The sequence below is a fragment of the Methylobacterium sp. NFXW15 genome (assembly GCF_049887755.1).
Lineage (GTDB): Bacteria > Pseudomonadota > Alphaproteobacteria > Rhizobiales > Beijerinckiaceae > Methylobacterium.
The window spans coordinates 502221-527657 of record NZ_JAGEKG010000001.1 but is presented as its reverse complement, the minus strand read 5'-3'; the positions used below and the strand labels follow the sequence as shown (position 1 = coordinate 527657).

The 25437-nt window shown below is 59.6% G+C and carries 28 protein-coding genes; 22 read left to right on the top strand and 6 right to left on the bottom strand.

Features of this window, described 5'->3' with window-relative positions:
* The first annotated feature begins 108 nt into the window (after positions 1-108).
* The 4 genes from J4O73_RS02535 to J4O73_RS02520 are packed head-to-tail and all read left to right on the top strand — an operon-like array spanning position 109 to position 1675.
* Positions 109-540: a lysozyme gene (locus J4O73_RS02535; protein WP_426214322.1), complete on the top strand. Its 432-nt coding sequence runs from the start codon at positions 109-111 to the stop codon at positions 538-540.
* 29 nt (positions 541-569) lie between these two features.
* Positions 570-860: an endodeoxyribonuclease gene (locus J4O73_RS02530; RefSeq protein ID WP_426214321.1), complete on the top strand. Its 291-nt coding sequence runs from the start codon at positions 570-572 to the stop codon at positions 858-860.
* 17 nt (positions 861-877) lie between these two features.
* Positions 878-1327, top strand: a complete 450-nt coding sequence (locus tag J4O73_RS02525) for an HNH endonuclease signature motif containing protein (RefSeq protein WP_426214880.1) — start codon at positions 878-880, stop codon at positions 1325-1327.
* 39 nt (positions 1328-1366) lie between these two features.
* Positions 1367-1675, top strand: coding sequence for a hypothetical protein (locus J4O73_RS02520; RefSeq protein WP_426214320.1), 309 nt, complete (start codon positions 1367-1369; stop codon positions 1673-1675).
* 1137 nt (positions 1676-2812) lie between these two features.
* On the opposite strand, the gene J4O73_RS02515 is transcribed toward J4O73_RS02520, so the two are convergent.
* A complete protein-coding gene (locus J4O73_RS02515; RefSeq protein WP_426214319.1) occupies positions 2813-3025 on the bottom strand; it encodes a hypothetical protein in 213 nt (70 codons plus the stop codon).
* A gap of 144 nt (positions 3026-3169) precedes the next feature.
* Between J4O73_RS02515 and J4O73_RS02510 the strand changes: the two genes are divergently transcribed.
* From J4O73_RS02510 to J4O73_RS02500, 3 genes are all read left to right on the top strand, one after another.
* Positions 3170-3505 carry a hypothetical protein gene (locus J4O73_RS02510; RefSeq protein WP_426214318.1) on the top strand — a complete coding sequence of 112 codons (336 nt, stop codon included), beginning with the start codon at positions 3170-3172 and terminating at the stop codon, positions 3503-3505.
* Positions 3506-3726: 221 nt separating this feature from the next.
* Positions 3727-4140 carry a hypothetical protein gene (locus J4O73_RS02505; RefSeq protein ID WP_426214317.1) on the top strand — a complete coding sequence of 138 codons (414 nt, stop codon included), beginning with the start codon at positions 3727-3729 and terminating at the stop codon, positions 4138-4140.
* A 404-nt stretch (positions 4141-4544) separates the two neighbouring features.
* Positions 4545-5189, top strand: coding sequence for a recombinase family protein (locus J4O73_RS02500; protein ID WP_426214316.1), 645 nt, complete (start codon positions 4545-4547; stop codon positions 5187-5189).
* Between the two features lie 428 nt (positions 5190-5617).
* On the opposite strand, the gene J4O73_RS02495 is transcribed toward J4O73_RS02500, so the two are convergent.
* From J4O73_RS02495 to J4O73_RS02475, 5 genes are all read right to left on the bottom strand, one after another.
* Positions 5618-5956 carry a hypothetical protein gene (locus tag J4O73_RS02495; RefSeq protein WP_426214315.1) on the bottom strand — a complete coding sequence of 113 codons (339 nt, stop codon included), beginning with the start codon at positions 5954-5956 and terminating at the stop codon, positions 5618-5620.
* A gap of 1 nt (position 5957) precedes the next feature.
* Positions 5958-6431, bottom strand: coding sequence for a hypothetical protein (locus J4O73_RS02490; protein WP_426214314.1), 474 nt, complete (start codon positions 6429-6431; stop codon positions 5958-5960).
* A gap of 81 nt (positions 6432-6512) precedes the next feature.
* Entirely contained in the window at positions 6513-7118 is a 606-nt protein-coding gene (locus J4O73_RS02485) for a hypothetical protein (RefSeq protein WP_426214313.1), read from the bottom strand.
* Between the two features lie 32 nt (positions 7119-7150).
* Positions 7151-7555, bottom strand: a complete 405-nt coding sequence (locus tag J4O73_RS02480; protein ID WP_426214312.1) for a DUF5681 domain-containing protein — start codon at positions 7553-7555, stop codon at positions 7151-7153.
* The gene (locus J4O73_RS02475) at positions 7545-7859 is read right to left on the bottom strand and encodes a hypothetical protein (protein WP_426214311.1); all 315 of its coding nucleotides are present in this window, start codon (positions 7857-7859) and stop codon (positions 7545-7547) included. Before J4O73_RS02475 ends, J4O73_RS02480 begins: the two co-directional genes overlap by 11 nt.
* Before the next feature lie 151 nt (positions 7860-8010).
* Between J4O73_RS02475 and J4O73_RS02470 the strand changes: the two genes are divergently transcribed.
* From J4O73_RS02470 to J4O73_RS02400, 15 genes are all read left to right on the top strand, one after another.
* Entirely contained in the window at positions 8011-8406 is a 396-nt protein-coding gene (locus J4O73_RS02470; protein WP_426214310.1) for a hypothetical protein, read from the top strand.
* Between the two features lie 231 nt (positions 8407-8637).
* Complete coding sequence (locus J4O73_RS02465; RefSeq protein ID WP_426214309.1) at positions 8638-9438, top strand: hypothetical protein; 801 nt, start codon at positions 8638-8640, stop codon at positions 9436-9438.
* Between the two features lie 352 nt (positions 9439-9790).
* Positions 9791-11197: a hypothetical protein gene (locus tag J4O73_RS02460; RefSeq protein ID WP_426214308.1), complete on the top strand. Its 1407-nt coding sequence runs from the start codon at positions 9791-9793 to the stop codon at positions 11195-11197.
* A 38-nt stretch (positions 11198-11235) separates the two neighbouring features.
* Positions 11236-13344, top strand: a complete 2109-nt coding sequence (locus J4O73_RS02455) for a portal protein (protein ID WP_426214307.1) — start codon at positions 11236-11238, stop codon at positions 13342-13344.
* A gap of 9 nt (positions 13345-13353) precedes the next feature.
* Complete coding sequence (locus J4O73_RS02450) at positions 13354-13635, top strand: hypothetical protein (RefSeq protein WP_426214306.1); 282 nt, start codon at positions 13354-13356, stop codon at positions 13633-13635.
* A 34-nt stretch (positions 13636-13669) separates the two neighbouring features.
* On the top strand, positions 13670-14662 hold the full coding sequence (locus J4O73_RS02445) for a hypothetical protein (RefSeq protein WP_426214305.1): 993 nt from the start codon (positions 13670-13672) through the stop codon (positions 14660-14662).
* A 38-nt stretch (positions 14663-14700) separates the two neighbouring features.
* A complete protein-coding gene (locus tag J4O73_RS02440) occupies positions 14701-15639 on the top strand; it encodes a DUF5309 domain-containing protein (protein WP_426214304.1) in 939 nt (312 codons plus the stop codon).
* Between the two features lie 52 nt (positions 15640-15691).
* Positions 15692-16051, top strand: a complete 360-nt coding sequence (locus tag J4O73_RS02435; RefSeq protein WP_426214303.1) for a hypothetical protein — start codon at positions 15692-15694, stop codon at positions 16049-16051.
* 2 nt (positions 16052-16053) lie between these two features.
* Complete coding sequence (locus tag J4O73_RS02430; protein WP_426214302.1) at positions 16054-16641, top strand: phage adaptor protein; 588 nt, start codon at positions 16054-16056, stop codon at positions 16639-16641.
* Positions 16638-18140, top strand: coding sequence for a hypothetical protein (locus J4O73_RS02425; RefSeq protein WP_426214301.1), 1503 nt, complete (start codon positions 16638-16640; stop codon positions 18138-18140). Before J4O73_RS02430 ends, J4O73_RS02425 begins: the two co-directional genes overlap by 4 nt.
* Before the next feature lie 8 nt (positions 18141-18148).
* Positions 18149-18448 (top strand): hypothetical protein, encoded by a 300-nt coding sequence (locus J4O73_RS02420; RefSeq protein WP_426214300.1) that lies wholly within the window; start codon positions 18149-18151, stop codon positions 18446-18448.
* Positions 18445-18843: a hypothetical protein gene (locus tag J4O73_RS02415; protein WP_426214299.1), complete on the top strand. Its 399-nt coding sequence runs from the start codon at positions 18445-18447 to the stop codon at positions 18841-18843. The genes J4O73_RS02420 and J4O73_RS02415 overlap by 4 nt, the downstream gene beginning before the upstream one ends.
* 81 nt (positions 18844-18924) lie before the next feature.
* Positions 18925-20793, top strand: coding sequence for a hypothetical protein (locus J4O73_RS02410; protein WP_426214298.1), 1869 nt, complete (start codon positions 18925-18927; stop codon positions 20791-20793).
* 12 nt (positions 20794-20805) lie between these two features.
* Positions 20806-22470, top strand: coding sequence for a hypothetical protein (locus tag J4O73_RS02405; RefSeq protein ID WP_426214297.1), 1665 nt, complete (start codon positions 20806-20808; stop codon positions 22468-22470).
* A 33-nt stretch (positions 22471-22503) separates the two neighbouring features.
* The gene (locus J4O73_RS02400) at positions 22504-25410 is read left to right on the top strand and encodes a phage tail tip lysozyme (protein ID WP_426214296.1); all 2907 of its coding nucleotides are present in this window, start codon (positions 22504-22506) and stop codon (positions 25408-25410) included.
* The last annotated feature ends 27 nt before the right edge of the window (positions 25411-25437 follow it).

Genomic DNA, 25437 nt, shown 5'->3' with positions numbered 1-25437 from the left:
TTCTTTTCTATTTTGTCCCAGCAGTGAAAGTGAAGGGTATCTGCCTTCACCCGCCTTCACCCTTCACCCATCTGGGAGTGAGTTTGCGCATGGCCGGTAAATACCGGCATGAAGACAAACAACAGTGGCGTTGATCTTATCCGCCAATTCGAGGGCTGTGAACTTCACGCCTACAAGTGCCCCGCTGGGGTTCTCACAATCGGGTATGGCCACACGGGCAACGACGTTACTCCGGGCCTCACCATCACAGCCCAACGGGCGGTGGAACTGTTGCAGCTGGACCTAGCCCGCTTCGAGCGCGCTGTAGCTGCTGCACTCCGCGTGCCTGTCACAGCCAACCAGTTCAGTGCCCTCGTCAGCCTCGCCTACAACATCGGCGCTGCTGCGCTGTCCAAGAGCACGCTGATCAGGCGGCTCAACGCGGGCAAGACCCAAGAGGCAGCGGATCAGTTCGTTGTGTGGAACAAGGCCGGTGGCCGCGTACTGGCGGGGCTCACCCGCCGCAGGGAAGCAGAGCGCGCTCTGTTCCTTCACCCGTGAGCGGCTATCGCAATCGCCTGGAAGCCCGCGTGGGTGCCACCCTCGGACCTGAGTACAGCTACGAGAGCACCTACCTGCCCTACACCCTCGCGCATCGCTATCTGCCCGACTTCATCGACCCAGTTGCCAAGCGCATCATCGAAGTGAAGGGGCGGTTCCCAGCGAGCGACCGCGCCAAGATGCGTGCCATCCGGAAGCAGCACCCGGACTATCGCATCGAGATCCGGTTCCAGAATCCGCAAACGAAAATCGCAAAGAACAGCAAGACCAGTTACGCAGACTGGTGTCAGAAGAATGGTATCGCATGGAGTAAGGCGTGAGAGACAAACCAAGAAAAATGAAGCCGGAAAACATACTGGCTCGATTTCATGCAAAGTACGATATCACCAGCGACAATTGCTGGTGCTGGAAGACCACTTGGCCAGAGCAGCCCTATGGGCAATTCCGTGGCACGTATGCTCATCTTTGGAGTTACGAACATTTCAAAGGCGAGATACCCGATGGAATGTACGTGTGCCACACCTGCGATAACCCGGCATGTGTGAACCCAGAGCATCTCTGGTGTGGCTCACCGGCTGACAACGTTGCTGACATGGATGCCAAAGGGCGGCGCAACGTGTCAGTCGTACGAGGAACAGATAGACCTCAAACTCATCTCTCCGAACATGACGTTCGTATAATCCGATCATCGGCCGAGACCGCAAAAGTTCTCGGTCAGCAGTTCAGCATCTCTATGTCCACCATATATAAAATCAAGAAGCATGAGACATGGACCCATGTGTCTTGATTGGTGTGAAAAGAACGGTATTGAGTGGAGGCAAGCCTAGTGCTGTTCGAGATATTGGAAGCCCGCAAGCGTCAGATTGCCCAACAGTACCATCACGCTCGCCGCATGGCCGCAAAACACAGCGAGCCCTTCAACATCACCCATCGCGAATGGTTGGGCCTGTGGCAGCGGCAGCCTGATCCCACGGAGCCGGGTCGCATCATTCGGTTGGACACCAACCGGCCATGGAGCCTGCGCAACAGCGAGTTCTACCCTTGTGAGGACATGGGCCAACCCCAACTGATCAACCAGGGCGTTCGCACTCTCAGCGTGAACCAGTGGGTGCGAGAGATGAGGGGCCAGAGATAGATAGAATGCAGGGAGTGGTGCCCCCTGCAGACATTGTAAAATCTCCTTACGTAGAGAAAGCCCTGGATGCCATGTCCGGGGCTTTCTTTCGAGTAAATGCCTTGCAGCTGGGCAGCATCCCCATCATTCAAAGGTCGGCTGCTCACCCGCTGCCCGGCTTGCACCCCCGTTAATGTAAACGGCTCAATGGGGCGAACTGCTGATTGAATACGGAATTCGCGCGTGACTATTAGCGCACGGAGTTCCTAATTCATGTGTGTTCTAGCGCTTCCCATACTCGTTTCTGGCGTCATTGCTGCTTACGTATCCACTCGCAATCCAGATGATGCAGCCCGCTGGGAAACCATCGCGGGTTTGCTCGTGGTAGTGGGGCTGGGTGCGCTGGGCTTGTGCCTACCGCTGTATCGCTAGCAACAAGCGATCTCTCTGCTCACCCGCTGCCCGGAGCATGCTTGAACTCGAAAGCCGGTATCTCGTGTACCAAGCGCGCTCGCTGCCACAGCTGGGCTCGGTATCGACCGCAAGACATATAGGCCAAATCAATGGCTTCTTCGTCATCAATCGCTATAATGCAGCGCGTTTCCGCTGGCAGGCCCCGTTCATTGAGCCTCCGCAGATAGTACACGGCGTTCTTCTTGCTTGAGAACGTGTTCGGGTCTCTGGCTGGTTCACTCGTCCTGCCTTCGAGCATGGTGCCGCTCTCCTTGTGCGCAATGAATTCTTGACTGCCCTTTGCTACCAATCGGAGACCACATAGGCATGACAGATGCCACGTGGACCCGCGCGCACGGCGTTTTGAAACATGGTACGATATTTTGCCAATGTGCAGCGGCGACAAACTCGCAAATGTGAAATTTAATTCGCGCGATCAAATCGTGTCGCTGGGCACGTCCCAATTGCGATAACAGGGTATGTCGGTGAACCATGCGTGGCAGCGAGGCACGTACTGGTTGCCCCTTGCGCGCCTGCGCGGACAACTTGCGCTGATGGTTTCCCGCACCGTATCCAACGATGCTTCCGCCCCAAAGCGCTCAGCCAGCCTCGCCAGCCGATACACGCCACGACGCGTGGGGCAGAAGATGCAGCTGAACCGCACGATCACATAGGGGAAGTCGCTCAGCCGAGTGGGCACACGGCTCATTGGCCACGAGCAGACGCCGCCCGCACATAGCCGTGGCTCACAGCCTGCTCCAACCGCTGCTGCCGCTCCTGGGCTAGGTCACGCTCCCACATGGCATCGCAAATGGCCTCGTGCAGGGCCAGCACGGCATCACCACGGGCACGGGCAAGGTAGGCGCTGGCAGTGCCTGCGATGTCCCTGGGAGCGCGCTTGTGTGCAGTAGTGCTCATGGGGCAATCTCCTTGGGAACGGAACGTGAACAACACCATTGGGTTCCTGCGGTCAAGCCCTCCCCGTGCTGTGTGCACTGCCGGACACAAAGATGCCCCCAATGGCCCTGTGCAAGTAAATACGAGCACTAGGGAGGGCACCACATGAGCAACCAATTCGTATATCATCGAGAAAGTTTCGAGGACACCACGCATCTCATGGGCGGCGCTTGGATCGCACTGAGCCAGAGCATGACTGATCTGCGCTTTCACCAAGCACTGGCAGAGTTGGACCCGCAGGCATTTGCACGAGCACTGCTGCCGGAGGAACTGCGCGAGTGGCTGAACGATAATATGGTGCCCAGCGAGTACAGCTTGCACATGAGCCAGCAGAGGCACAGCGATCACAGCTACAGCCGCCGAGCATGGATCGAGTTCCGCAAGCCCAGGGATGCCGTGAGGTACAAACTCACATGGGGCGGCCAAACCTTTAACAGTTAAAAGTTCTCAGCCGCACCAACGAACGAGCGAGTGATCATGTGAAGCCGTGAGCATGTGGCGCCGCACACAATGCGCCAGTTAACTCCACAAAGCCTCTGTGCTCGCTCTTGCAAGCACACGGCATTACAAGCGGTGGCATGATCAAGAGCACAACCGCACCAAGCATAATTCTCTACCACGGCATCTTGTTGTGGATGCTAGAGAACAGGATCACCATTCACATGCGTGACCTCGTGGACAATCCACCAGATGGCATGCTGCAAGACCCCGAGCGGCTTTCACCCACTCACTTGCGTGGTGACATCATGGGTGCACAAGTGGATGTGACGGTTGAAGCCAGGAAACCCGAGCAATTCAGTGTGTTGGGAGTAAGCATCAGCCCAGCGCAAGACTGGCAAACCACATTCAGGCTCACACATCCCAAGTTCAGAACATCGCTGGCGTTCAAGCAACCGTACGGCAAGTTGTGGTTTCTCGACACTACAAGGCGTCAGCAGTTCCGCTCGGGCAAAGCCGACCTAGCTGCATTCAGGAAATGGGTGAGCGGCAACAAACTGAGCGGACACATGTGGTTCTCGGACTTCAAGGACAGGTACATCGAGAACGCAATCGCAATCAGCGAGCGAGAGGATTAGGAAGTCCAAGGAGCCGCAGAGAAGGTCAAACTTCAACACAGCATCAATCACAGACAACGTGCAGTTGTAGATTACATACGATTTCCGCAATCCAATTGCTCCAATCGTATTACTGCGCGCCGCCGCCCTGGTTCGCTCAAACGCCAGCGATCTCCTGCACTCGGAAAGTGTAGAAAACTGCGAAAAAACATCAATGTTCTGAACAAGTTAGAAAAGCACTTCGCGAGGCGTAGTACCAAGTGCTGCGCTGCGCCGTTTGCGCTGTTCTTGCACCCATTGGAGCGCCATAACCAATCGCAATCAACCGAAGATTTCGCTGTTCTCGCAGAATTCTTCATTCGCGCAGCTAGGAGCGCGGCTGTACACGAACACAACGCACGTTGTTGTCGTGCACGGAGGCGGTTGTGAGGTACGTCGCATACTACCGGGTGAGTACGGCCAAGCAGGGTGCAAGCGGTCTCGGCCTGGAAGCCCAGCAGGCCGCAGTGCTCGCCCACTGCCAGGGATCGCCGCTGGCAGCGTTCACGGAGGTGGAGAGCGGCAGGCGCAACGACCGACCGCAACTGGCTGCTGCTCTAGCTATGGCACGGCGGGAGAAGGCCACGCTGGTGATAGCCAAGTTGGATCGGCTAGCCCGCAACGTGGCGTTCATAGCCAATCTCATGGAGAGCGGCGTGGAGATGGTTGCCGTGGATATGCCCACGGCCAACAGGTTCACACTGCACATCATGGCAGCCGTAGCCGAGCAGGAGGCCAAGGCCATCTCAGACCGCACCAAGGCCGCGCTGGCAGCGGCAAAGGCAAGGGGTGTGAAGTTGGGCAACAACAACATCGCCCAGCACGCCAAGGAAGCCCGTGCAGCGGCGGATGCCTACGCCAGCACTCTCACTGCTGCGCTGTCAGAGATCCGAGCCAGCGGGGCACACAGCGTCAGGGACACAGCAGCAGCGCTCAACGCACGGGGCATTGCCACTCGCACGGGCGGGCAGTGGCATCCCACATCGGTGCAGCGTCTTTTAGTTCGCCTTAGCGGTTGCGAACAAGGATAGTGGTGCTACACTATTGGAGTGATGGAGCACAGCAAGGAGAGAGCGGAGTAGGCTGTAAGAGTAAGTCCTATCCATTAGGTGGCGAGGACAGTGCCAGGACCAAGCCTGGATTTCACAGGGGGCATACACCCCCTTTTCTGTCTTGGATCGGGTCGAGGTTGTGCAGCTACCATTTGGTATGATTTTGCAATGCTTCAAACCCGGTGCGCTTGATCCGCTGTGAGCCGCAACCGTTTGGCCACCCGGTCAGCCAGCCGCCCTACGATTTTTGGCGGCTCATCCTCGGCAAATTCAGGTGCCGCCACTGCAAGCGCATCCTCGGCCCGCGCAGCTATCACCACATAAACCGGAGCCGGGTGGTCCGTGGCGGAACTCACTAGAAATGCGAATTGCCGCTTCTTCTTCATAGCCACCGTGGCTGCCCGGTCCTAGCACACCCGGCTCACCTTAGCCGTTACGTCACCATCCTCCCACTGCCAGCCGTCCACTCCCTTGAACGCTGTGGCGAACATTGTAAGGGCAGCGCCGATCTCGGTGCGGTTGGCTTCGGAATGCGCCGTGCGCTCAAACATCACGTACACGGCCATCAGCTCATCGCGGTTCCAGTGGGCGTTCATGGTGCAGCGGAGCGGTTGCCCCTCCACCCACTGGATCACCTCGTGCGCTCGGTCCCCCACCACGCTGAACGTCCAGTTGCCCACGCTGCGCGTGCCCACGGCCCGCATAGCTTGGAGTTCGCTCAGCAGCCGAATGGTGGTGAGTGCCACGTTAGGCTGCCTCTTGCTGCTCGGCCTTTTCCGGCTTGGCGTACCGGATGCTGCTGCGGCCGTTGTACTCGATCACGCGGTCGTGCCAGAAGAACGAGAACTCCCCGCGATCATATTCGCTGGTGTGAGCAAACACCACATCCAACAGGGTTCCCCCACACACGCTGTAGTTTAGCATCACTTGAATGTCCTGATGGGCATTCGTAAGCGTGAGCCATTCTTGGATTTCCGCCGCTAGAGTGGCCAGCAGCAGGGTGTACTTGGCGCCATCCATGTTTTTGGGTCGAGTGACATCCACTCCCATCCAACGTGCGCCTTCGCTGCGCAGTTGAATACGGGCTTTGTGATCCTGTTGGATGGGATTGTCGATGTGGAAGAAAACTCGGTTGTTCTTGCACAGAACATCGTTGCCCTTGCGATCTTCCTCGTAGAAGCGCCGCTCTTCGACTTGAACGCGATACTCGTGCCTAGCCATGTTTGCTCTCCCGTATGAGGGAGGCTTAGCCGGGCTCAACTTAACGTGATGTCACCGCTGCTGCATGCCAAGCTGCCAGGGCTAACGCTTGGTTGCTTTCTTCTTCTTGGGTTGGTTGATCTGGGGCAAGCTGGAATGCGGCGCGATGATGCCCAGGTGCCGGTGATCGGTGAAATTTTGGCTGGCCCTCAACAGGTCATCCGCAAACTCTCCCAGCCACATGCCTTGTCGGAAGAACTCGTTGATCTCGATGTGAGGCGCGAGGGGCCGCGTGGTATGAGGATTTAGAAATTCCAGTCCGGGTGCTCTAAGGCTCACAGTGGTAAAGTAGATGCTGTCCCCGTGCATCTGGGGCCAACTGTGCATGAGTTTGTTTCGGGTGGGGATGACCACTGTTAAATAGTGGAGGACGCGAGCTTCCAACTTGGCTTCCATGGGCGAGTACACCTGTGCAGCTTGTCTCAACCGCTCGCATTTTGTGCGTGCATCCATGCCACGCACGAGCAGATCGAATTTGTTTTCGTCCTGCATGTCGAGAACCCAACTCAACAGGCGGGTGATGATGGCTTCGCAGGTACAAAAGTTCAGCGTGAAATAGCCGAGTAGCGTGTAAAACTCATGCCCATGCAAACCCAGTCGCACTTCACGCTCTACAACCAACTGTTCCGGGGTGAGGTCGTAGGGCATGCGGGGGCCTGCGCAGTGGATGCGCTGCCAAGCTAGAGAGAACCCGGCTTGGAGGCCACCGGCTCAGTTGCGATGATTTCGCCCTCGATGATGTCCGTGGCTTGCTGTGGGATCGAATTCACCCGCATGCGGTCCTGAGCCGCCGCGATGGCCGCTGCCAGTCCGCTGGCGTTGTGGTCCACTTTCACGTCCACGCTCTGCTTGGGCCTGCCCCAGCCGCGATCCAGCAGTGCCACGCTGGCCTGCACTCGCGCGCTGGCGTTGGCCTTGTCGTTGGTGGCGATCTCAAAGAGGTTGCTGATCAGCGCCGGGGTGAGTTCCTTGGCCATCTCTTGCACTTCGCGGATGATGGGTGGTCGGCCCTTGGGGTTGCCGCTCCTACCCTTCTGGAAGCCTCGGGCCTTGCATGCGTCGGGCTCGTTCTGCTTACGCGCCATCGGCAACCTCCTGGCCACCAATGGCCCGTTGGAAAGCCTCTGCATCCGAGCGCAGGTCGAACCTCACATCGAACGATGCCGGGCACACGTTGAGGAATGCGAAGCTGCTGCCGAGGTTGCCAGTGATCCAACTCCCGTAGCGCTGAGCCACCCACTGCTGGGCTGCTGCGGCTGCGCTCATGCCGGGGTTGCTCTCGATGATGTTGTCCAGCTGCGGCTTGTGTCCGTTGGCGATGCGCACGCGAATGGTGATGCCCTTGGGCGCGCTAGAAACGCTGGTGCCCGATGTGATTGAAATTGCCATGTGTCTCCTGCTCTGTGGATGGCCGTCACGTATTTAACAGGAACAGCGCGGTTGAGCGGATTTCTCACACTCTGGCATTTCTTCGGTTGATCCTGTGGCACACGGCTGTAGCCGGGACGAGTGGCGCAAACGGCGCACTTGGAGAAACCCAATGGCTACGAAGTCTCTCATGGATCAGTTCATCGCTTTCGCTGCCCCGGCTCAGAACACCATCACGGACCGCGATCCCGTTGCAGTGTTCTTCCGCAAGATCGACCGGCAGATTGCGCTGGCTCGGGAGGCCAAAGACGGAAAGGACACCAATGCCCGCGTGGCCTGGTTCAAGCGCGATGGCAGCGGCTACCGGCTCAAGATCGGCCGGGAAGGGCTGAAGTTCGGGGAGCATCAGTGGTTCCGGGCCGACAGCCTCGATGATGTTATCGAGCGGCTGAGCATGGCCCGGCAGGTGATCGAGGCTAGCGACCCTCTCAAGGCTCAGATCGCCACCAACAGCAAGGCGCGCAGCGAACGCATGCAGGGCAGCCGCAAGGCCAAGAAGCCCGCCTAGCACGCTCCTAACGCACTTCGAGGCCCGCCTAGTGCGGGCCTTTCCTTTCTGTCGGCCTCGGCATCCCAAGTCGCGAGGACACAGGCTGCCGAGGCCGTCAGGCTGCTGGGCTTGGTGAGGGGGCAATCCAAGCCCGGCACATCCGCAGATAGGCCGGAATGGACGGAGAGAAAGCCCAAGATGGAGGGCCAGAGATAAATACGCGGCAACACCAAACTGGGAGACCCGCAGGTGCAAGAAGAAGACATCACCTGCGATCAAGAGCAGGCTCCCCCTCGCCCCAAGCGCAAGCGCAAGAGCGGCACCCCAACGTACAAAGACCCCGGCAGCATCGCCAACGCCTTCGGCAGCATCGTGGGCGTGTTCCAGCGCAGCCCTGTCTCGGCGCTGCTCGTCACCAGCATCCTGGCCGTGGGCGCGGTTGGGTACGCAAGCTACAGCAACGAAGCGTTCCGAGACACGCTGCTCAGCTACCTACCGCCTAGCGAGAGCACCCGATTGGAGCAGCAGGCCAGCAAGGCCCGCAAGGACATCCGCAAAGAGGATGCCGTTTGCAACGTGGTTGAGGCCGTGGGCAAGCGCGTAAGCGCGCATCGGCTCATCTACTTCCGCTACAGCGGCGAGAGCCAGCCCACCCCGCAGAACCCCATCCCGTGGCGCTACATCAGCGCTGTGTGCGTGTACCCGAAACCCGGTGTGGACTACGATCTCGCGGGCGCGCAGGGCATGCCAGCCAGCCTCAGCAGCGAGATGCAGATCCGCATGTTTCCCGAGGGAGACAGGGACGGAGCGTGCGGCACATGGCACCCCGAGGACATTCGAGGAGCCTATCTGCGCAGCCGCTTCGACAAGAACGGCACTGACCTCAAGATCGCATGCGGACAAGTGAGCCCGCAGGGCCTTCCGATTGCAGCACTAAGCGCGGACTGGCTCAACCGCTCGGCCATCACGGAAACGGAAGACGAGATCGAGCGAGCCATCAAAGAAGCGCTGAGTACGATTGGCGAATTACAAAACAAGCCAGCGAAGTAAGCTGTAAATAACTTATTTGTATTGAGCATCGGCCCAGCGTCGTTCAATCTCACGATCGATCCAGATTGACATTGCGGCGACCAAAATGGCCATGGAAACTATCGCGATGGCGAGTGCGCCCATCGACCGAAAATCTTCAGCGGCACTCGTGTAGGATCTGGGGCTACAACTCGGTTGAGTTACGAACTCAACCACATCGTGGATTGGCATCTGGCTCATGACGATTACCCCATTCTCGCCTATCGTCAGATACGACCTAACTGCAAGCAAACCTCGAACCAAGCCAAGCCCCGAAAGCGCGACATAACCGCTCTACCAATAAATACTTAAGTTGTAAAAACTTCGGTATTCTATGGCATCTGACAGCGATTTGGTACTGCTACTAGAGCAGTTCCGCAACGACATTCCCTTCTTTGCCAAACAGGCCTTTGGTAGCACGCTCACACCCAAACAGGTGGAGTTCGTGACAGCCTACCAGCGGAATAAGCGCATTACGTTCCGAGGGGGTATCGGCTTCGGTAAGACGTTTTCGATGGCGGTACTGATCCACTGGGCGCTGCTCACGCATAACGATGTGCAGGTGACGATCTTTGGCCCCAGCGAGGACCAGATCAAAAGCGGCATCTGGAAGGAAGTGGGCAACCTCTACGCGAAGTTGCCTCCGTATCTCAAAGACAACATCGACTACACAGCTACCAAGATGTACCGCGTGGAGAACCCCACAGGCGCATTTGCGGAAACGCGTCTAGCTAATAAGGACAATATCGAGACAGCGCGAGGTATCCACCAAATCAACAACTTCGTGTTCGTGGACGAAGCCACGGGCGTACCGGATGCGGTGTTTGCGGAGTTGAAGAATATCTTCACCGACCGCAATCCCAAACTGTGCATCATCAGCAACCCCTCCAAGACGAGCGGCTTCTTTTTCGACACTTGGGAGCACCCGGAAATCAGCAAAGGGTGGACCAAGGTTCACGGCAAGATCACTGATAACCCCAACATCACCCCGGAAGACATGGCTGCCATGGTGGCCTCGTTCGGCGGTGTGGGCACCAACGAGTACCGCGTGAAGGGGCTGGGTGAGTTCCCGCTGGAAGACGAAGACGGTGTGATCCCCAGGGACATCGTGGTCGAGGCCATCGACCGCGCAGTGATCCCCACCCCCAAATTCCCGGTGGTTTGGGGCTTCGACCCATCGGGCACGGGCAAGGACCGCAGCGTCCTCATCAAGCGCCGCGATAACCTCATGATGGGCGATCCCATCATCTATGGCACCATGCTGCCCGAGCAGCTGGCCGCCCGTGTGCGCGAGGAATTCGATCGCACCCCCAAGGCGGATCAGCCCACGGAAATCTGCGTGGACGGCATCGGCGTGGGTCACGGCATCGCCGGGCTGCTGCGCACCATGGGCCTGCCGGTCAAAGAGGTGATCGTCTCCCACAAGCCTCGCGATCCCGACAGGTACATGAGCCTGCGCGACGAACTATGGTTTCAGTGCCGCGACTGGTTTGCCACCGGCAACGTGAGCATCCCCAACCACAGCGCGCTCATCAGCGAACTTTGCCTGCCCAAGTACGAATTCGTAGGCCTCAAGCACAAGGTCGAGAGCAAGAAGGACATTCGCAAGAACGGGCGCAAAAGCCCTGACTTGGCGGATGCTCTGTGCCTCACGTTCGCGAGCGATGCCAGGAGTACCCAATTCGGTAAATACGCCTGGAACAAGCCCATCGCCATCAATCGTGGCTGGAACATCGTCTAACCAACAAGAGGCAGGAAAACTGCCCGTGAAAGGCATTGATGGAAGAGGAAAACACCAAGGCTCCCAAGCCCGCAGAGGCTGACGCAAAGCCGCTCAACGACACAGAAATTCTCAGCCGCGTAGCAACTGCATTCCCGCATACGCAGAATTACACTCAGAACACGTTGGAGACCAAGCGTCTCTCTGGGTTGGAACTGTACAACAGGGACCAGTTTGCGGGCGACGAGCAGATCGTAGGCCGCAGCCGCTACGTCACCAGCGACACCTTCGACAACGTGGAATGGACGCTGGCCAACCTCATGGCCCTGTTCGATGGGCAGGAGAAGGTTGTTCAGTTCTCCCCCACCGGACCCGAGGACGAGGCGCTAGCTGAGCAGCAGACGGACGTTGTGAACTTCGTTGTCACCCAGGAGAACAACCACGCCCTGGTGCTGCACGACTGGCTCAAGAATGGCCTCATCGGCGGCCTCGGCATCGTCACTGCCGAGTTCTACAAGGACAAGCGCTGGAAGCCCGCGCAGGTGCTGCAAGGCGTTCCCAACACCCATGCGGTGGAGTTGGAGAACAGCGAGGATCACGAAATCCTAGAGGCCGGTGAGCCCTATCCGCTGCCGGGCATGGAGCACATTCCGGGCATGGAGATGCGCGACCTCAAGGTGCGCGAGGCTCACACCCGCAGCCGCGTGCGCATGAGCGTGGTTCCCCCGGAGGATTTCTTCGTCAGCAAGGATGCCCAGTTCGACTACCAGACCGGCGGCATTGCAGCCGACCTACAGGGCTTCAAGCGCATCCTCCCACGCGCTGAGCTGGTGGAGATGGGCTACGACGCTGCCAAGGTGAACCGCATCCCGGCCAGCGGTGGCGACACCAGCAGCTATGCGCTGGAGCGCAACAAGGATCAGGGCTTCAGCGACGGCACCAACGACGTAGAGGCCGAAGTGGACCTCTATGAGATTTTCATGCGCCTCGATGCCAACGGCGACGGCGTGCGCGAACTGCTGCGCCTCACCATCGGTGGCAGCCCGGCCAGCGGTGCAGTGCTGCTGGCCACTGAGGAAGTGGAACTGGCTCCGTTCGCTCCCTTCGTGCCGTACATGATGCCCAACACCATCAATGGCATGAGCACGGGCGATCTCGTCGGCAAAGATCAGCGCCTCAAGAGCATGTTCATGCGAGGCATCAACGACAACCTCACCCAGGTGCTTCGTCCGCAGCGCATCGCCGATGTTGAGGGCGTCAACATCGACGACCTGCTCAACAGCGGTCCCGATAGCATCATCAGGGTCAAGGACAAGGACGCCCTTTCCTTTGCTACAACCCCATTCGTGGGCGGTCAGGCGTTCGGCGTCATCGACATGCTCAACCAGAGCATCGAGCACCGCACTGGCGTGGGTCCCAACCTCATGGGCGTGGACCCCACCCAACTGCAGAACACCACGGCTACCGCCAGCAGCCAGCGCCAGACCATGAGCCAACTCCGAGTGGAGTTGATCGCCCGCATGTTCGCTGAGACCGGCTACCGCTACCTGTTCCGCCTCGTGACCAGCCTGCTGATCGGCCACATGGAAGACACGCAGGCCATGACGGTGAAGCTGCGCGGTAATTGGATTCCCTACGGCACCGACCAGTGGAACCCCGACCTCGACATCAAGGCCAACATCACCTTCGGCATCACCGACAAGCCGCAGAAACTGGCCTCGCTCAGCAACATCCTAAGCCAGCAGATGACCGCCATGCAGACGGGCGCACCCATCACGGACATGGGCAAAATCTACAACACCCTGGCGCTGATCGCGGAGAACAGCGGCTTCAAGAACGCTGAGCGCTTCTGGAACGACCCAGCCAAGATGCAGCAGGGTGGAGCGCAGCCGCCGGAGAAGCCCGATCCCAAGGCGCAGGCCGAGCAGGCAAAGGCTCAAGCCGAAATGCAGCGCATGCAGATGGAAATGCAGATCAAGCAGCAGCAGCATGTCGCGGAGATGCAGATGCAGCGCGAGGAATTCCAAGCCAAGATGCAGCTGGAATGGGCCAAGTTCCAAGCGGAGATGGAACTGCGAAAGCAGGAAGTGGGCGTTGAGACACAACTCAAGGGCCTACAGATCCTCACTAAGCAGAACACTCAGCCTCAGATCCCCAACCCGCAGTAAGGAGTACTCATGGAAGACAACATCCGCAGGGCAGAACTTTACAAGCAATACCACAACGATCCCACCTTCCGTGAACCTTGGGAAAAGGTACGCGAAGCGCTCATGGATGCGTTCCCCAAGACCGCAGCCGGCGACACCGCCACACGCGAGCGCATCTACCTCATGCTGGGATTGTTGGCGAAGCTGGACGAGTTTGTAGGCCGCACCATTGCCAGCGGCGAAATCGACAAGCGAGCACTGGAAACCCTAGTCGAGGCCCGCAAACGCGGCTTCCTGGGGCTCACCCACTAAATAGAACGACAAGAAACAACAATCGAGGCAATCGATGTCAGACAGCAACAATCCCGAACAGGGAACTGCAAGTCTTTCGCTGCACGACGCAGCAAGCCAGATCACAGCACTTTTCGGTAACGACGAGCCCCGTGATGCTGAAACCCCGGCCGTTGAGGCTGAAGTACCGTCCCACGAGGATGCAGACACCACCGAGGTACACCCGGAGACGGATACCGACGAGGTAGAGCAGCCCACCGAGGATGCAGAGCCCGAAGCAACCGAAGCCCCCGCCATCAGCGAGGACACCGAGGTTGAGGTGAATGGAGAGCGCATCAAGGTCAAGGACCTCAAGAGCGGCTACCTTCGCCAGTCGGACTACACGCGCAAGACCCAGGAACTGGCAACACAGCGCCAGCACGCCGAAAGTCAAGTTCGTAACGAACTCACTGCGCAGTACACCAATCACCTTGCTCGTATTGAGCAAAGTTTGGTGGATCACTTCCCACAAGAGCCCAATTGGATGCAGCTAGCCGAGGACAACCCGGCTCAGTACGCAGTCGAGAGGGAACAGTGGAACAAGCGCATCACTGATCTCAACGCGGTCAGGCAGTTGCGAGCACAGCAGGAGCAGGCAACTAACACACTGCGTCAGTCGCAAATCGCTCAGGCACAGGCAGAGGCATATACAAACTTGGTGCAGTTGCACCCGGAGTTTGCCCGAACTGAAGATGGCAAGGTCAGCAAGGCCAGCGCAGAATTGGTCAATTTCGCCACTAACGAGGTGGGATTGCCCGAAGAACTGTTGCAGAGCGTGACTGACGCAAGGCTTTTCAGCCTCATGTACGATGCAATGCGTTATCGCCGCATGAAGGCACAGGAGCCCAAGGCCATCCAGGCAGTGGCAAGCAAGCCTCCGCTGGCAAAGCCCGGTGTCACCACTGCCAAAGCCACGCTCGCACACAGCAGCCACAAGGATCAGATGGCGCGTCTCAAACGAACCGGCAGCATCGATGATGCTGCAAGCATCCTAGGCAGGCTACTCTAACACAAGACGTAGAGAGCCCAATAATAAGGAGCCAGCAAATGGCCACTCTCGTTACTAACACCCAGGTACACGTCGCTGAGGATATCGGCAGCGTGATCAACAACATCACACCAGAAGAAACCCCGGTGTACAGCATGATCGCCAAGACCAAGGCGACCAACACCCGTCACGAGTTCTTCACGGAGACCCTGAACGCTCCCAACGCCAGCAACGCTGCCGCAGAAGGCGCAGACTTCGTTGACAGCGCGCTCACATCGCCGGTTCGTCTGGGCAACTACACCCAGATCAGCACCAAGGTGATCAACGTCTCCGGTACCCTCCAGGCCGTGAAGACCGTGGGCAGCAACAACGAGTTTGGCCGTCAGGTGGGCAAGGCCGGTGTTGAACTGCGCAAGGACATCGAGGCTGCCATCGTGGGCAACAGCGCCAGCAACGCTGGTGGTGCTGGTGTGGCTCGTCGCAGCGCAGGTATGGAATCGTGGATTGCCACCAACGTCAGCGCTGGTACCGGCGGTGCTACCCCTGGTTTCACTGGCGGCACTGTAGCTGCCCCCACCGATGGCACCCAGCGTGTTCTCGATGAGGCCACCTTTAAGGGCGTGATCCAGAAGGCATGGACCAACGGCGGCGACGTCAAGAAGGTCATCGTTGGCCCCGCTCTCAAGCAGGCCATCTCGGGCTTCACTGGTGGTGCTACCAAGTACACCCTCAGCAAGGACCAGCAGCTGACCGCTGGTGTGGACGTATACGTGAGCGACTTCGGTCGTCACGAGATCATCCCCCACCGCTACATGCGCACCAGCACCGTAATCCTGTTCGATCCCTCTCTGTGGGCCGTGGCTGTTGCTCGTAACTTCACCACTGAGAAGCTGGCGAAGACCAGCGACGCTGACCGCGTGGCACTGCTGGCTGAGTGGACCCTTGAGAGCAAGAACGAACTCGGCAACGCCAAGATTGCCGACGTGAAGGCCTCTTAATTGGGTTGAGGGGGTGGCTCAGCCACCCCCTCACTTGTTTGTTTGAACAAACATGTTCGCGCTCGTTTGGGGCGCAAAACATTTAATTCTTAAAAATTTTGAGGTCGTCGTGGGCGAGAGAATTCTTTGGGAGGACACTCCCGACAAGCGTGTTTGGTTCATCCGTAACGGCGAACACCTCATCATCGAAACCGAGTGGAAGGTTGATGCCCTGCTCGATGCCAACAAGAGCGCACAGGTAGATTTCAGCAAGACCAGCGCACTGGGCGACATGGTGAAAGTGGCCAGCATCCCCACGGGTATGTACTGGGACTGGCACAAGCAAGGCATCCTCGATGACGATGCAGCATTCAAGCGCCGACTGAATGACGGCGACTTCCAGCACATCCGCACCAACAATCTCAAGGTGTAACGATGGCGCTGGCGAATGTGAACGAACTCAAGTCGGCTGTAGTCGATTATACCACCCGCAGTGATCTGCCGCTCAACGTGCTGATCGCACTGGCTGAAACCAAGTTCGCCAGCGTGATCAAGCATCGCCTATCCGAGAAGTACGTGGACATCGCGGTTGCAGCGGGCTCGGCCTCGTTCCCGCTTCCCGTGGACTTCAAAGAAGGCCGCAGCATCAAGATCAATCACCAGCCGCTCACTCTTGCGAGCATCGACAGCTTGAACGCTGATCCCGGGCTCACCAACCAGTATGCCATCGTGGGCAATACCATCCGGTTGCAGAGCCGACCGGCCAAGGATGCCACGGTTGCGCTCGTCTATTACAGCCGCGTTCCCGCGCTCACTGATGCCAACCAGACCAACTGGCTGCTCACCGCGTTCCCCGATGTGTACCTCTACGGCGTGCTGCTTGAGTACGCGATCTGGGCGCAGGATCAGGACAAGGCGGCTGCCTACAGCCAACTGTTCGCCACGGCTCTGGCCAATCTCGCTGCGGATCACGCCAAGGGCTCGTTCAGCGGCAGCACCTTGCAGACACGGAGGTTCACATGAGCCTCAATGTGCCGTTCGCGGAGTGGCTTCCCGATCAGCCAGCGCTCAACAATCCAGGCATCACACGCGCTCAGAACGTGATCCCCGGCAGCGGCCCCTTCTACAAGCCGTTTCCCAGTGCCACTCAGTATGCGCCCACCTGCCTGCCCAGCCGCCCCTATGCGGCTATCTCGCTGCGCGACAACCTCGGCAACGCCCACGTCTACACAGCTACCCAGCGCAAACTGTTCACGCAGGACCCCGGCACTTCCAACTGGACCGACATCGGCAGGGCTGCTGGATACACCACGGCTGACATCGAGGGATGGCGCTTCACAGAGGCTTACGGCCTCGTGATCGGCACCAACTACAGCGACAGCCCCCAGTTCATCGACACCACCAAGGGAACGAAGTTTGGCGACCTTACCACGCTGGTAAAGGCCCGATACATCACCACGCTGCGCGACTTCGTGCTCGTGGGGAACACCTTCGATGCCTTCGACGGTGCAGTTCCATACCGTGTGCGATGGAGCGCCATCGGCAACCCGGCGGATTGGAACTTCAGCGCCACCACGCAGGCCGACTTTCAGGACATCCTAGGCGGCGGCCCCGTGCAGGCGGTTGTGGGCGGTGAAGAAGGCACCGTGCTGCTCAAGACGCAGATCGTGAAAATGATCTACGTGGGCTCCCCTGCGATCTTTGAGTTCAAGTGCATCTATCAGAACAAGGGCTGTGCCATTCCGCAGAGCGTTATCGCCGCTGATGGCAAAATCTTCTTCTACGGAGAAGACGGCTTCTACATGTTGCAGGATGACCGTCTCAACGCCATCGGCAAAGGCAAGGTAGATCAGTGGTTCAAGGCCAACGCCAATCAGGCAGGCTTTGACCGTATGACCGTGAGTATCGATCCCCTGAACAAACTTGTCGTCTGGATGTACGCCAGCGTGGACAGCTACGACCTCAAGCCGGATCAGGTTCTCGTCTTCAACTACGACACTGGCGCATGGAGCACAGCCACCACCAAGCCCACGTTCCTGTTCAACACGCTCAGCCTGCCCACCACCCTAGCTGCGCTGGACAAGTACGGCAGCCTCAATGACGTGCCGGCCTCGCTGGACAGCCCGGTGTGGAGCGGCGGTCGAGCCTTCCTGGCCGGAATGGACGAGGCAGGAGTGATCTACTCCTTCTCCGGTGCCAACATGCCAGCCACCATCGAGACCGGCGAATACCCCACGGGTCAAATGCTGGCTCAGATCATGCAGAACGTGAAGGGCGACAGGGCTCTCGTCCGCGCAGCTTCGCCAAAGGTTCACGGCAGTGGCGATGTCAGCGTGCAGGTAAGCGGCAAAGTCACTCCGCAGCAGAACACCAACTACGGCGCGGCCAGCCCCATCAACGTGAATGGCTGGTGCCCCCTGCGCAGTGATGCTCGCTATCACCGATACCGCATTACCCTCTCGGGAAACTGGACCCAGGCAATGGGCGTGGAAATCGACGCGGTTCCCACTGGTTCCAGATAAATAAACGCATGAGTACACGAAGTGATGGAACGCTCAAGCAGGTGATTGACCAGTGCAATCGCCTGGAGCGCAAAACGAATATCAAGGGCGAAGTCACCCTAGCTGCCAACACCACCTCAACCGTGGTGACTGTGTTGCAAGCCGGGTTCGATGCTGCTGTGAGCCTTTGCGCCAAGACCGCAACTGCGGCGGCAGAGATGGCCAGCGGCGCTTGCTACGTGAGCGCCTACAACGCTGGCACATTTACGATCACCCATCGCAACCTCACACAGACCGATAGAACCTTTCGTTATGTGGTGGCGGTTTGAACGTTAAGTTTTGCAGCAGTGATCTTGCCACCATCGTAACCGAATACACCCATTGCCGCGCCTGGTTGCTGGCGGCGCTAGCCCACGGTGATGGACGCATCCGAGAGGATACTTTGCTTCGCGGCCTGCTCAAGGGCGATTACCAACTGTGGCGCACGGCCAACGCCGCTGGCGTCACGCAGATCGACGCCAACGAGCACACCCGAACGCTTTTCATCTTTCTCGCTGGTGGCGATCTCCGGGAGATCGAGCACGTAGCTGGACCCGTTGTTGAAGACTGGGCTCGCTCGCAGGGCTGCACTTCAATTGTTTTGAGCGGTCGTCGCGGCTGGGAGCGTGAATTGCGCACGCTTGGATACGCCTATTCGACGACAAATTTGATTAAGAGATTGTGAGAAGCAATGGGAAGCAGTCCAAAGACCGAAACCACAACCACCACCCAAAAGACTGAACCGTGGTACGGCGCTCAGCCCTACTTGCTCGACGTTTATGCGGCAGCCGATCAGGCCCGCAAGAACGGTAGCCCTTCGCCGTATCCCAACAGCACGGTGATCGATTGGAGCAAGCCCACCCAGGACGCTTATGCGAGCATGGAGGCCACTGCCCGTGCTGGCTCGCCCCTACTGGGCAACGCCAGCAACGCGACGAATAACGTTCTCACTGGCGCTGCCTACAGCCCAACACCCACCAACACCTATCAGGGCTTGCAGCAGGGCCTAAACCCCACGGCCAACCCCTACACGGGCATGGTGAACGGTGTAGCGAACGGCGCTCTAGCCAACGGCTTCCTCGGCACCAGCGCGCTTACTCAGGGTGCGCAGTGGCAGAACCCTGGCGTTGCAGCCACCAGCGCAGCCGCAGGCACCATCAACAACGATGCCGGTAATGCACTGATGCAGAACGGCATGACTGGCAGTAACGCCGGGATGCCTCTCGCGCAGCAGGCAGCGGCCAATGCCAGCAGCAACCCTGCCCAGGCAGCCTATGCGGCCCAGACCGGTTACACCAACAGCGCTGGCGCGCAGGCCAATGCCCTGAGCCAGACAGCGGGGTTCAACCCGGCCTCGTTCCTGTTCGGCAGTCAAGCCGGTTACACCAACGCAGCTATGGGCGGTCAGACCGCTCTTAGCCAGTACCTCGGCAGCAACAGCAATCCTGCGGCTAGCCTGTTGGGCAAGACCGCCAATGGCGACTACCTCAACAGCAATCCCTACATCGATCAGGCAATTAAGAACGCCAACCAGAGCACTGTTGATCAGTTCAACAACAGCATCGCTCCTGGCATCGACAGCACCATGGCAGCGGCTGGCCGCTTGGGCTCGGGTGCATACGCCAGCCTGCGCAACAGCGCGGAAAAGACCACGGCAAATGCCATGGCCACCAATGCTGGCAACATGATGAGTGCGAACTACGCGAACGAACGCAGCAACCAATTGAACGCGCAGAACGCAATCGGCGCGCTCTATAACAGCGACATCGGCAACCTACAAAACTCGCTCAATAGCCTCAGCAGCACCAGCAATGCGCAGCAGGCTCAGCGACTTGCGGCGATCACTGGCCTCGGAAGCACCGTGGACAGCGCCACCAAGAACGCCATTGCAGCCAACCAGAACGCCGCGAACATCGACAACACGCAGCAGAGCCAGCGCCTTGCGGCTATCACCGGCATGGGCAGCACTGCGGACAGCGTTGCCAAGAACATGATCTCGGCCAGTCAGAACGTAGCTGGCATCGACGCTCAGCAGCAGCAGACCAACAACAACGCGCTGCTCAACGCGGGCAACCTCAGCAATGCCACCAGTGGCCTGTTCCTGAACGCGGCTAACCAGTTGGGAAACCAGAGTGTTGCGCAGCAGACTAGCAATCTCAACTACCTGAACTCGCTGAGCGATCTGTACAAGTACGACACCACCAACCGCGTCAACGCGATGAACACTGGTGCCAACTTGGCCAATCAGGACTACGCCAATCAGCTGAGCAATGCCAACTTGCAGTTGAACGCCGCCAACGGCCAGACCGCCGCGCAGAACGCGCAGGCAGGTCAGCAGTTGCAGGCAGCGGGTATGGCCGGTGCCATCCGCCAGAACGATTATGCGGATGCACAGGCACTATTGGCCAAGGGTCAGGCAGATCAGGCACGCCAGGGCGCCTTCTTGCAGGACGACATCAACAAGTGGAACGGGCAGCAGAACGCGGTTTGGACTGGTCTCCTCAACGAGGCCAACATCCTCACTGGTGGCGGATACAACAGCACCACTGGCACGCAGACAAAGCCGATTTACACGAACACCGCAGCACAGGGCATGGGACTGGCAACGTCCGCTCTCGGATTGCTCGCGAAGTAAGGGGAGCAATCCATGGGACTTTTGGACATTCTCGGTTTGGGTGGCGGCGCTGGTGCTGCCCCCGGTACTGGCGCAGCCCCGGCATCGCCGGATGCCGGTGGTGGCTTCCTCAGTATGCTCGGCCTCAATGACCCGGAGAAGCGTGCTCGCTTGGGTCAGGGCCTCATCGCGCTCGGCGGTAGCATGATGAAGGCAGGTGGCCCCAGCTACACCCCCAACAACATGCTGGGTGCGCTGGGCGACGGCATGAGCGCTTTCGGCAAGAGTTACAGCGGCAGCGCGGACGACGCTCTTAAGCGCGCCTACACCCGTGCCCAAATCGGCAACCTACAGGCCAACACCTCGCTGCACGGCGTACAGGCGGCTCAGTTGCAGGCTCAGGCTGCTGCTCGTGCGCAGTTTAACGGCGTGCCCAATCCGCTGGGAACCGGCAACGGTGTGATCAACACCACCCCCGGTGCTCCTGCTCCGGGTCAGCCTGCTCCTGGCGCACCTGCTGTTCCGGGTCAGGCTCCTGCGCCCACCGGTCAGCCGCTTCCGATCCTACCGCCCGGCGTGCAGCCAGGAAACGCCCAGGCTGCCCCAGCAGGGGCGAAGCCGCCCGTTGCTGCCCCTGGTGCCCCTGCCGCGCCCAACGCCCCTGCTGGGGCTTCTGCGGCTCCCGCCGTATCGGGCGCGCCCATGGACACCGGCACTGTGCTCATGGCCCGCATCAAGCAGTTGAACGAGCAGGCCCGTCAGGCTCGCGCGGCTGGCTACGACACCGCAGCGCAGAGTTACAGCGATCAGGCCATGGCCTTGGAGAAGCATGCCTTCAACAACGGTCAGGTTCTCATGCCCGATGGCACCCTGAGTGCCGTGCCCGGCTATGCCGCTGGCAAGGGTCAGGTCGCGCAGGCTGAGGCTGCTGGCAAGAGCGCAGGCGAAATGCCCGGCAAGATGACCATGGCGGATTACGAGAGCAATCTGCGCGTCAAGGAGCAGGCTGCCAAGGACGCTAGCGGCGATAAGAAGACGTTCGATGACCGCGCCAAGGACATGAACAACAGCTGGAACCAGAGCGACTACAACAAGAAGTTCCTGGCTGCCAGCAACATCCGCGCAGGCTTTGATCGCGCCTACAAGGACAACAGTGGCCTCGGTACGGTGCAGCTGGTGCTGGACTGGTACAAGTTGAACGATCCCGGCTCGGTTGTGAGCCAGAACGAAATCAACTCGCTTAGCACCAAGACGCAGAGCATGCCTGAAAGCCTCGTGGCGGCGATCAATCAGGCTGCCAACGGCGGCGGCATGAGCGAGGACAACAAGATCAAGATCCTCAAGAACATGGACAGCAAGTATCAGGATCAGCGCCAGACATACGAGAAGCAGCGCGACAACCAGCGTGCGCTCGCGGGCAAGATTGGTGGCATCGATCCCACCATGGTGATCCCGGATATCTCCGAACTGCACGGGGCTTGGAAGAGCCCGCAGGAACTGGCGGCTGAGAAGGCCGCTCAGGAGGCCGCTGCTCGTGCTCCCGCCCTCGGTGGTGGTGCTGCACCGGCAACACCTCCCGCGCTGGGTGGTGGTGCTCCCAGCCTGCCCACGTTCGCCCCCAACGATCCCAAGTTGCGCTCTCTCAAGAAGGGCGACCAGTTCCGGGGAACAGACGGTGTAACCTACACCGTGAACTAACTATAAGAAAAACACTGAAAGGCCACGCTAAGAATGGCGAACAGCATCAGCCCCAACGCACTGCTACTCTATAACAAGTTCCTTGAACTGGGCATTTCGCCGGGCGCTGCTGCTGGTGCGGTGGGTTCGATGATTGGCGAGAGCGGAGAGAAGTTGAACCCCGCCGCTCTCAACCCCGGTGATGGTCGCGATGGCTCCGACAGCATCGGTATGGGCCAGTGGAACCAGGGTCGAGCAACGGCCCTGCGTCGCACGGCGCAGGAGATGGGAACATCGTGGACCGATCCCCGCGCTCAGGTGGCTCACATCGGCAACGAACTCAACGGCAGCCATAGGCACGTTCTCAAGGCGCTGCTGGCCGCTGGTGACGACGTGCGGGCGGGCAACGACATCTGGACCCGACAGTACGAGGTTCCCGCCAACGCTGGCGCGGTTGCCCGTGCTCGATTGGGTGATGGCATCCGCTTCGCCGGTCAGATCGGAGCGATGAGCCCGGAACAGATGGCAGCTATCAGCAGCCAAGTCCCGGCTGCACCCGCTGAGCCCGCCACTCGTGGTGGCCGCGGTGGAAATTCAAGCACTCGCGACATCGTAGCCAACAGCAGCTTCGATCTCGGACCCAGCCCGCTCGCTGGCATGATCGCCCTCGGCGGTCCCAGCAGCACCGAACCCACCCAGCCCAGCGCACAGTTGGCATCTGCCGACCGCGCACAGGCTGATGCTCTGACGGCTCGTGTTCTCAGCGGTGCCACCCCGGCTGTGCCTGCGGCTCCTGCCACCCCCGTGCAAGCCGCTCCTGCTGCTGCCCCTGTGCAGACGGCTGGTGTGATCGGCAGCACCCCCGGCAGCACGGGCAATCCCTACGCGGGCATTGCCACGCCCACGGCACAGGCAGCACCGCAGCAACCGGCTCTAACTCAGAGTGAAAGCAGGAACCCCTATGCGGGCTTTGCAACTCCCTCGGTGATCATCGCAGGCCAGCAAAACACAGCTACGCCCTCGGCCAATGCCGAGTACAAGTTCAATGACACGGCTGAGGCACCAGCCAACATCCGCTTTGAGGTGGATGCGCTGCCCAAGTACGAGGATCAGTTGACCGCCCTGCGCAAGCACTACCCAACCGCGCAAACGTACGACGGCGACAACTTCATCTACCAAAACGACAAGGGCGAATGGCAGAAGTACAACAACAAGGGCTGGATCCCCTCGCTGGGTGACATCGCTGGTGCCGCTCCCATGCTCGCTGAGATGATCGGCGGTGCAGCGGGTGCGGCTGGTGGTGGTGCCATCGGCAACCTGCCGGGTGCACTGGCAGGAGCGGCAACCGGCGGTACGGCGGCCCGCGAAGCCGCGCAGCGCGGCATCAACTGGTACTACGGCAACACGGACAGCCGCACCACGGGCGAGCAGGTTCAGGACGCAGCTATCACGGCAGCAGCGAACGCAGCCGGTGAAGGTGCAGGCCGACTGGTTGCCAAGGGCCTTGGCGCAGCCGGTGGCACTCTTGGGTTCGGCAAGCAGGCTACCACAGATGCCGTCACTGATATGCGGGCGATTGGCCTTGAGCCCACCGTGGGCATGGCCACAGCCAACGCTCCCACCCAGTACCTAGAACGCGCTGTGAGTGCTGTGCCGGTGTTGGGCAGTCGAGTTACCAAGGCCGGTGAGGATGCTGCGGCCAGGATGGCTGCTGAGAACGACCGCATCGTGAGCGGCATCGCAAGCAGCACCAATCCCACCGCTATGCCCGGCACCACCCAGGAAGTGGGCAACACCCTCAAGCAGGCAGCGGGCGAAGCTGAACAGCGTTTCTTCGATGCTGCCGATCAGCAGTATGGCAATGTCAGCGCGCTCACCGGCAATACCCCGGTTCAAGGCAGCCACATTGCCAACCTCGGCCGCGCGTTGGCCAACGAGAGCAGCAACATCACCTCGTTTGGCCGTGAGACCCACGGAGCCGAACTGGCCAGCGCCATGCGTCGAGTGCGTGCGTTGGGCGAAGACGTAGTGAACGGCAGCACCTTCGACAGCATCAAAGAGGCCCGCACCCAGGTTGGTCGATTGCAGCGCGCCAGCACCAACGCTGCCGAGCAGGGCTATTTGGGCCGCATGTACGACGCGCTCACCGCAGAGATGGGCGCAACCGCTGATGCAGCTGGCAACGGTGCTCGTGCGGCATGGCAGGAGGCTGATGCCGCTTACCGCGCTGGCATGGCCAAAGGCTCGCCCACCAACGTACGAGAGAACCTTGCACCCATCCTATCGGCCAAGGTGGAAGAGAACGTACTGGGCAACCTGCTCACCGGCAGCGACAAGGGCGGCAACAAGATCGCGGCTGCCCGCAGGCAGATCGTGGAGGAGCAGGGCAGCGAAGCATGGGACCAGTTCACTGCCGCTGCCGTGCAGCGCATGGGCACCACCAGCGATGGCTTCTCGGCCAGCGCCTTCCTCAAGGGCTGGAACACCATGAGCGCGGAAGCCAAGGCCGCGCTGTTCGATGGCACAGCCAACGAGGCATACCGCGCCGATCTCGACCGACTGGCTCGCATCGCCGCGCAGATGAAGCGCTATGGCAAGAGCGTGAACGGCAGCAACACCAGCAACCTCGAAACCGTAAAGGCCGGTCTGGCTGGCATCGGTGCAATCGGTGGTGCAGCAGCCACGGGTAAAGCCGCGCTGGCACTGGGCAACATCGCAACTGGCGCCAGCACTATCGCTGCCACCAAGGGCGCAGACATCCTGCTAACGAGCCCGAGGGTTGTTGCAGCTATCGCCAACCTGCCTCGCGCTCAGGTTCAGCGCGGTGGTGTGCAGAAGACCGTTGCGGACCTCTTGGAATACGCAGCTTCGCCCGGTGTGCCGGCTGCATTCCGCGAGAGCGTGACTGAGTTAGCCCGCAAGATTGAGAACGCCAACGTCAAGGACAACAAGCGCAAGTGAACGATTATGAGGCCCAGCGATAAATAG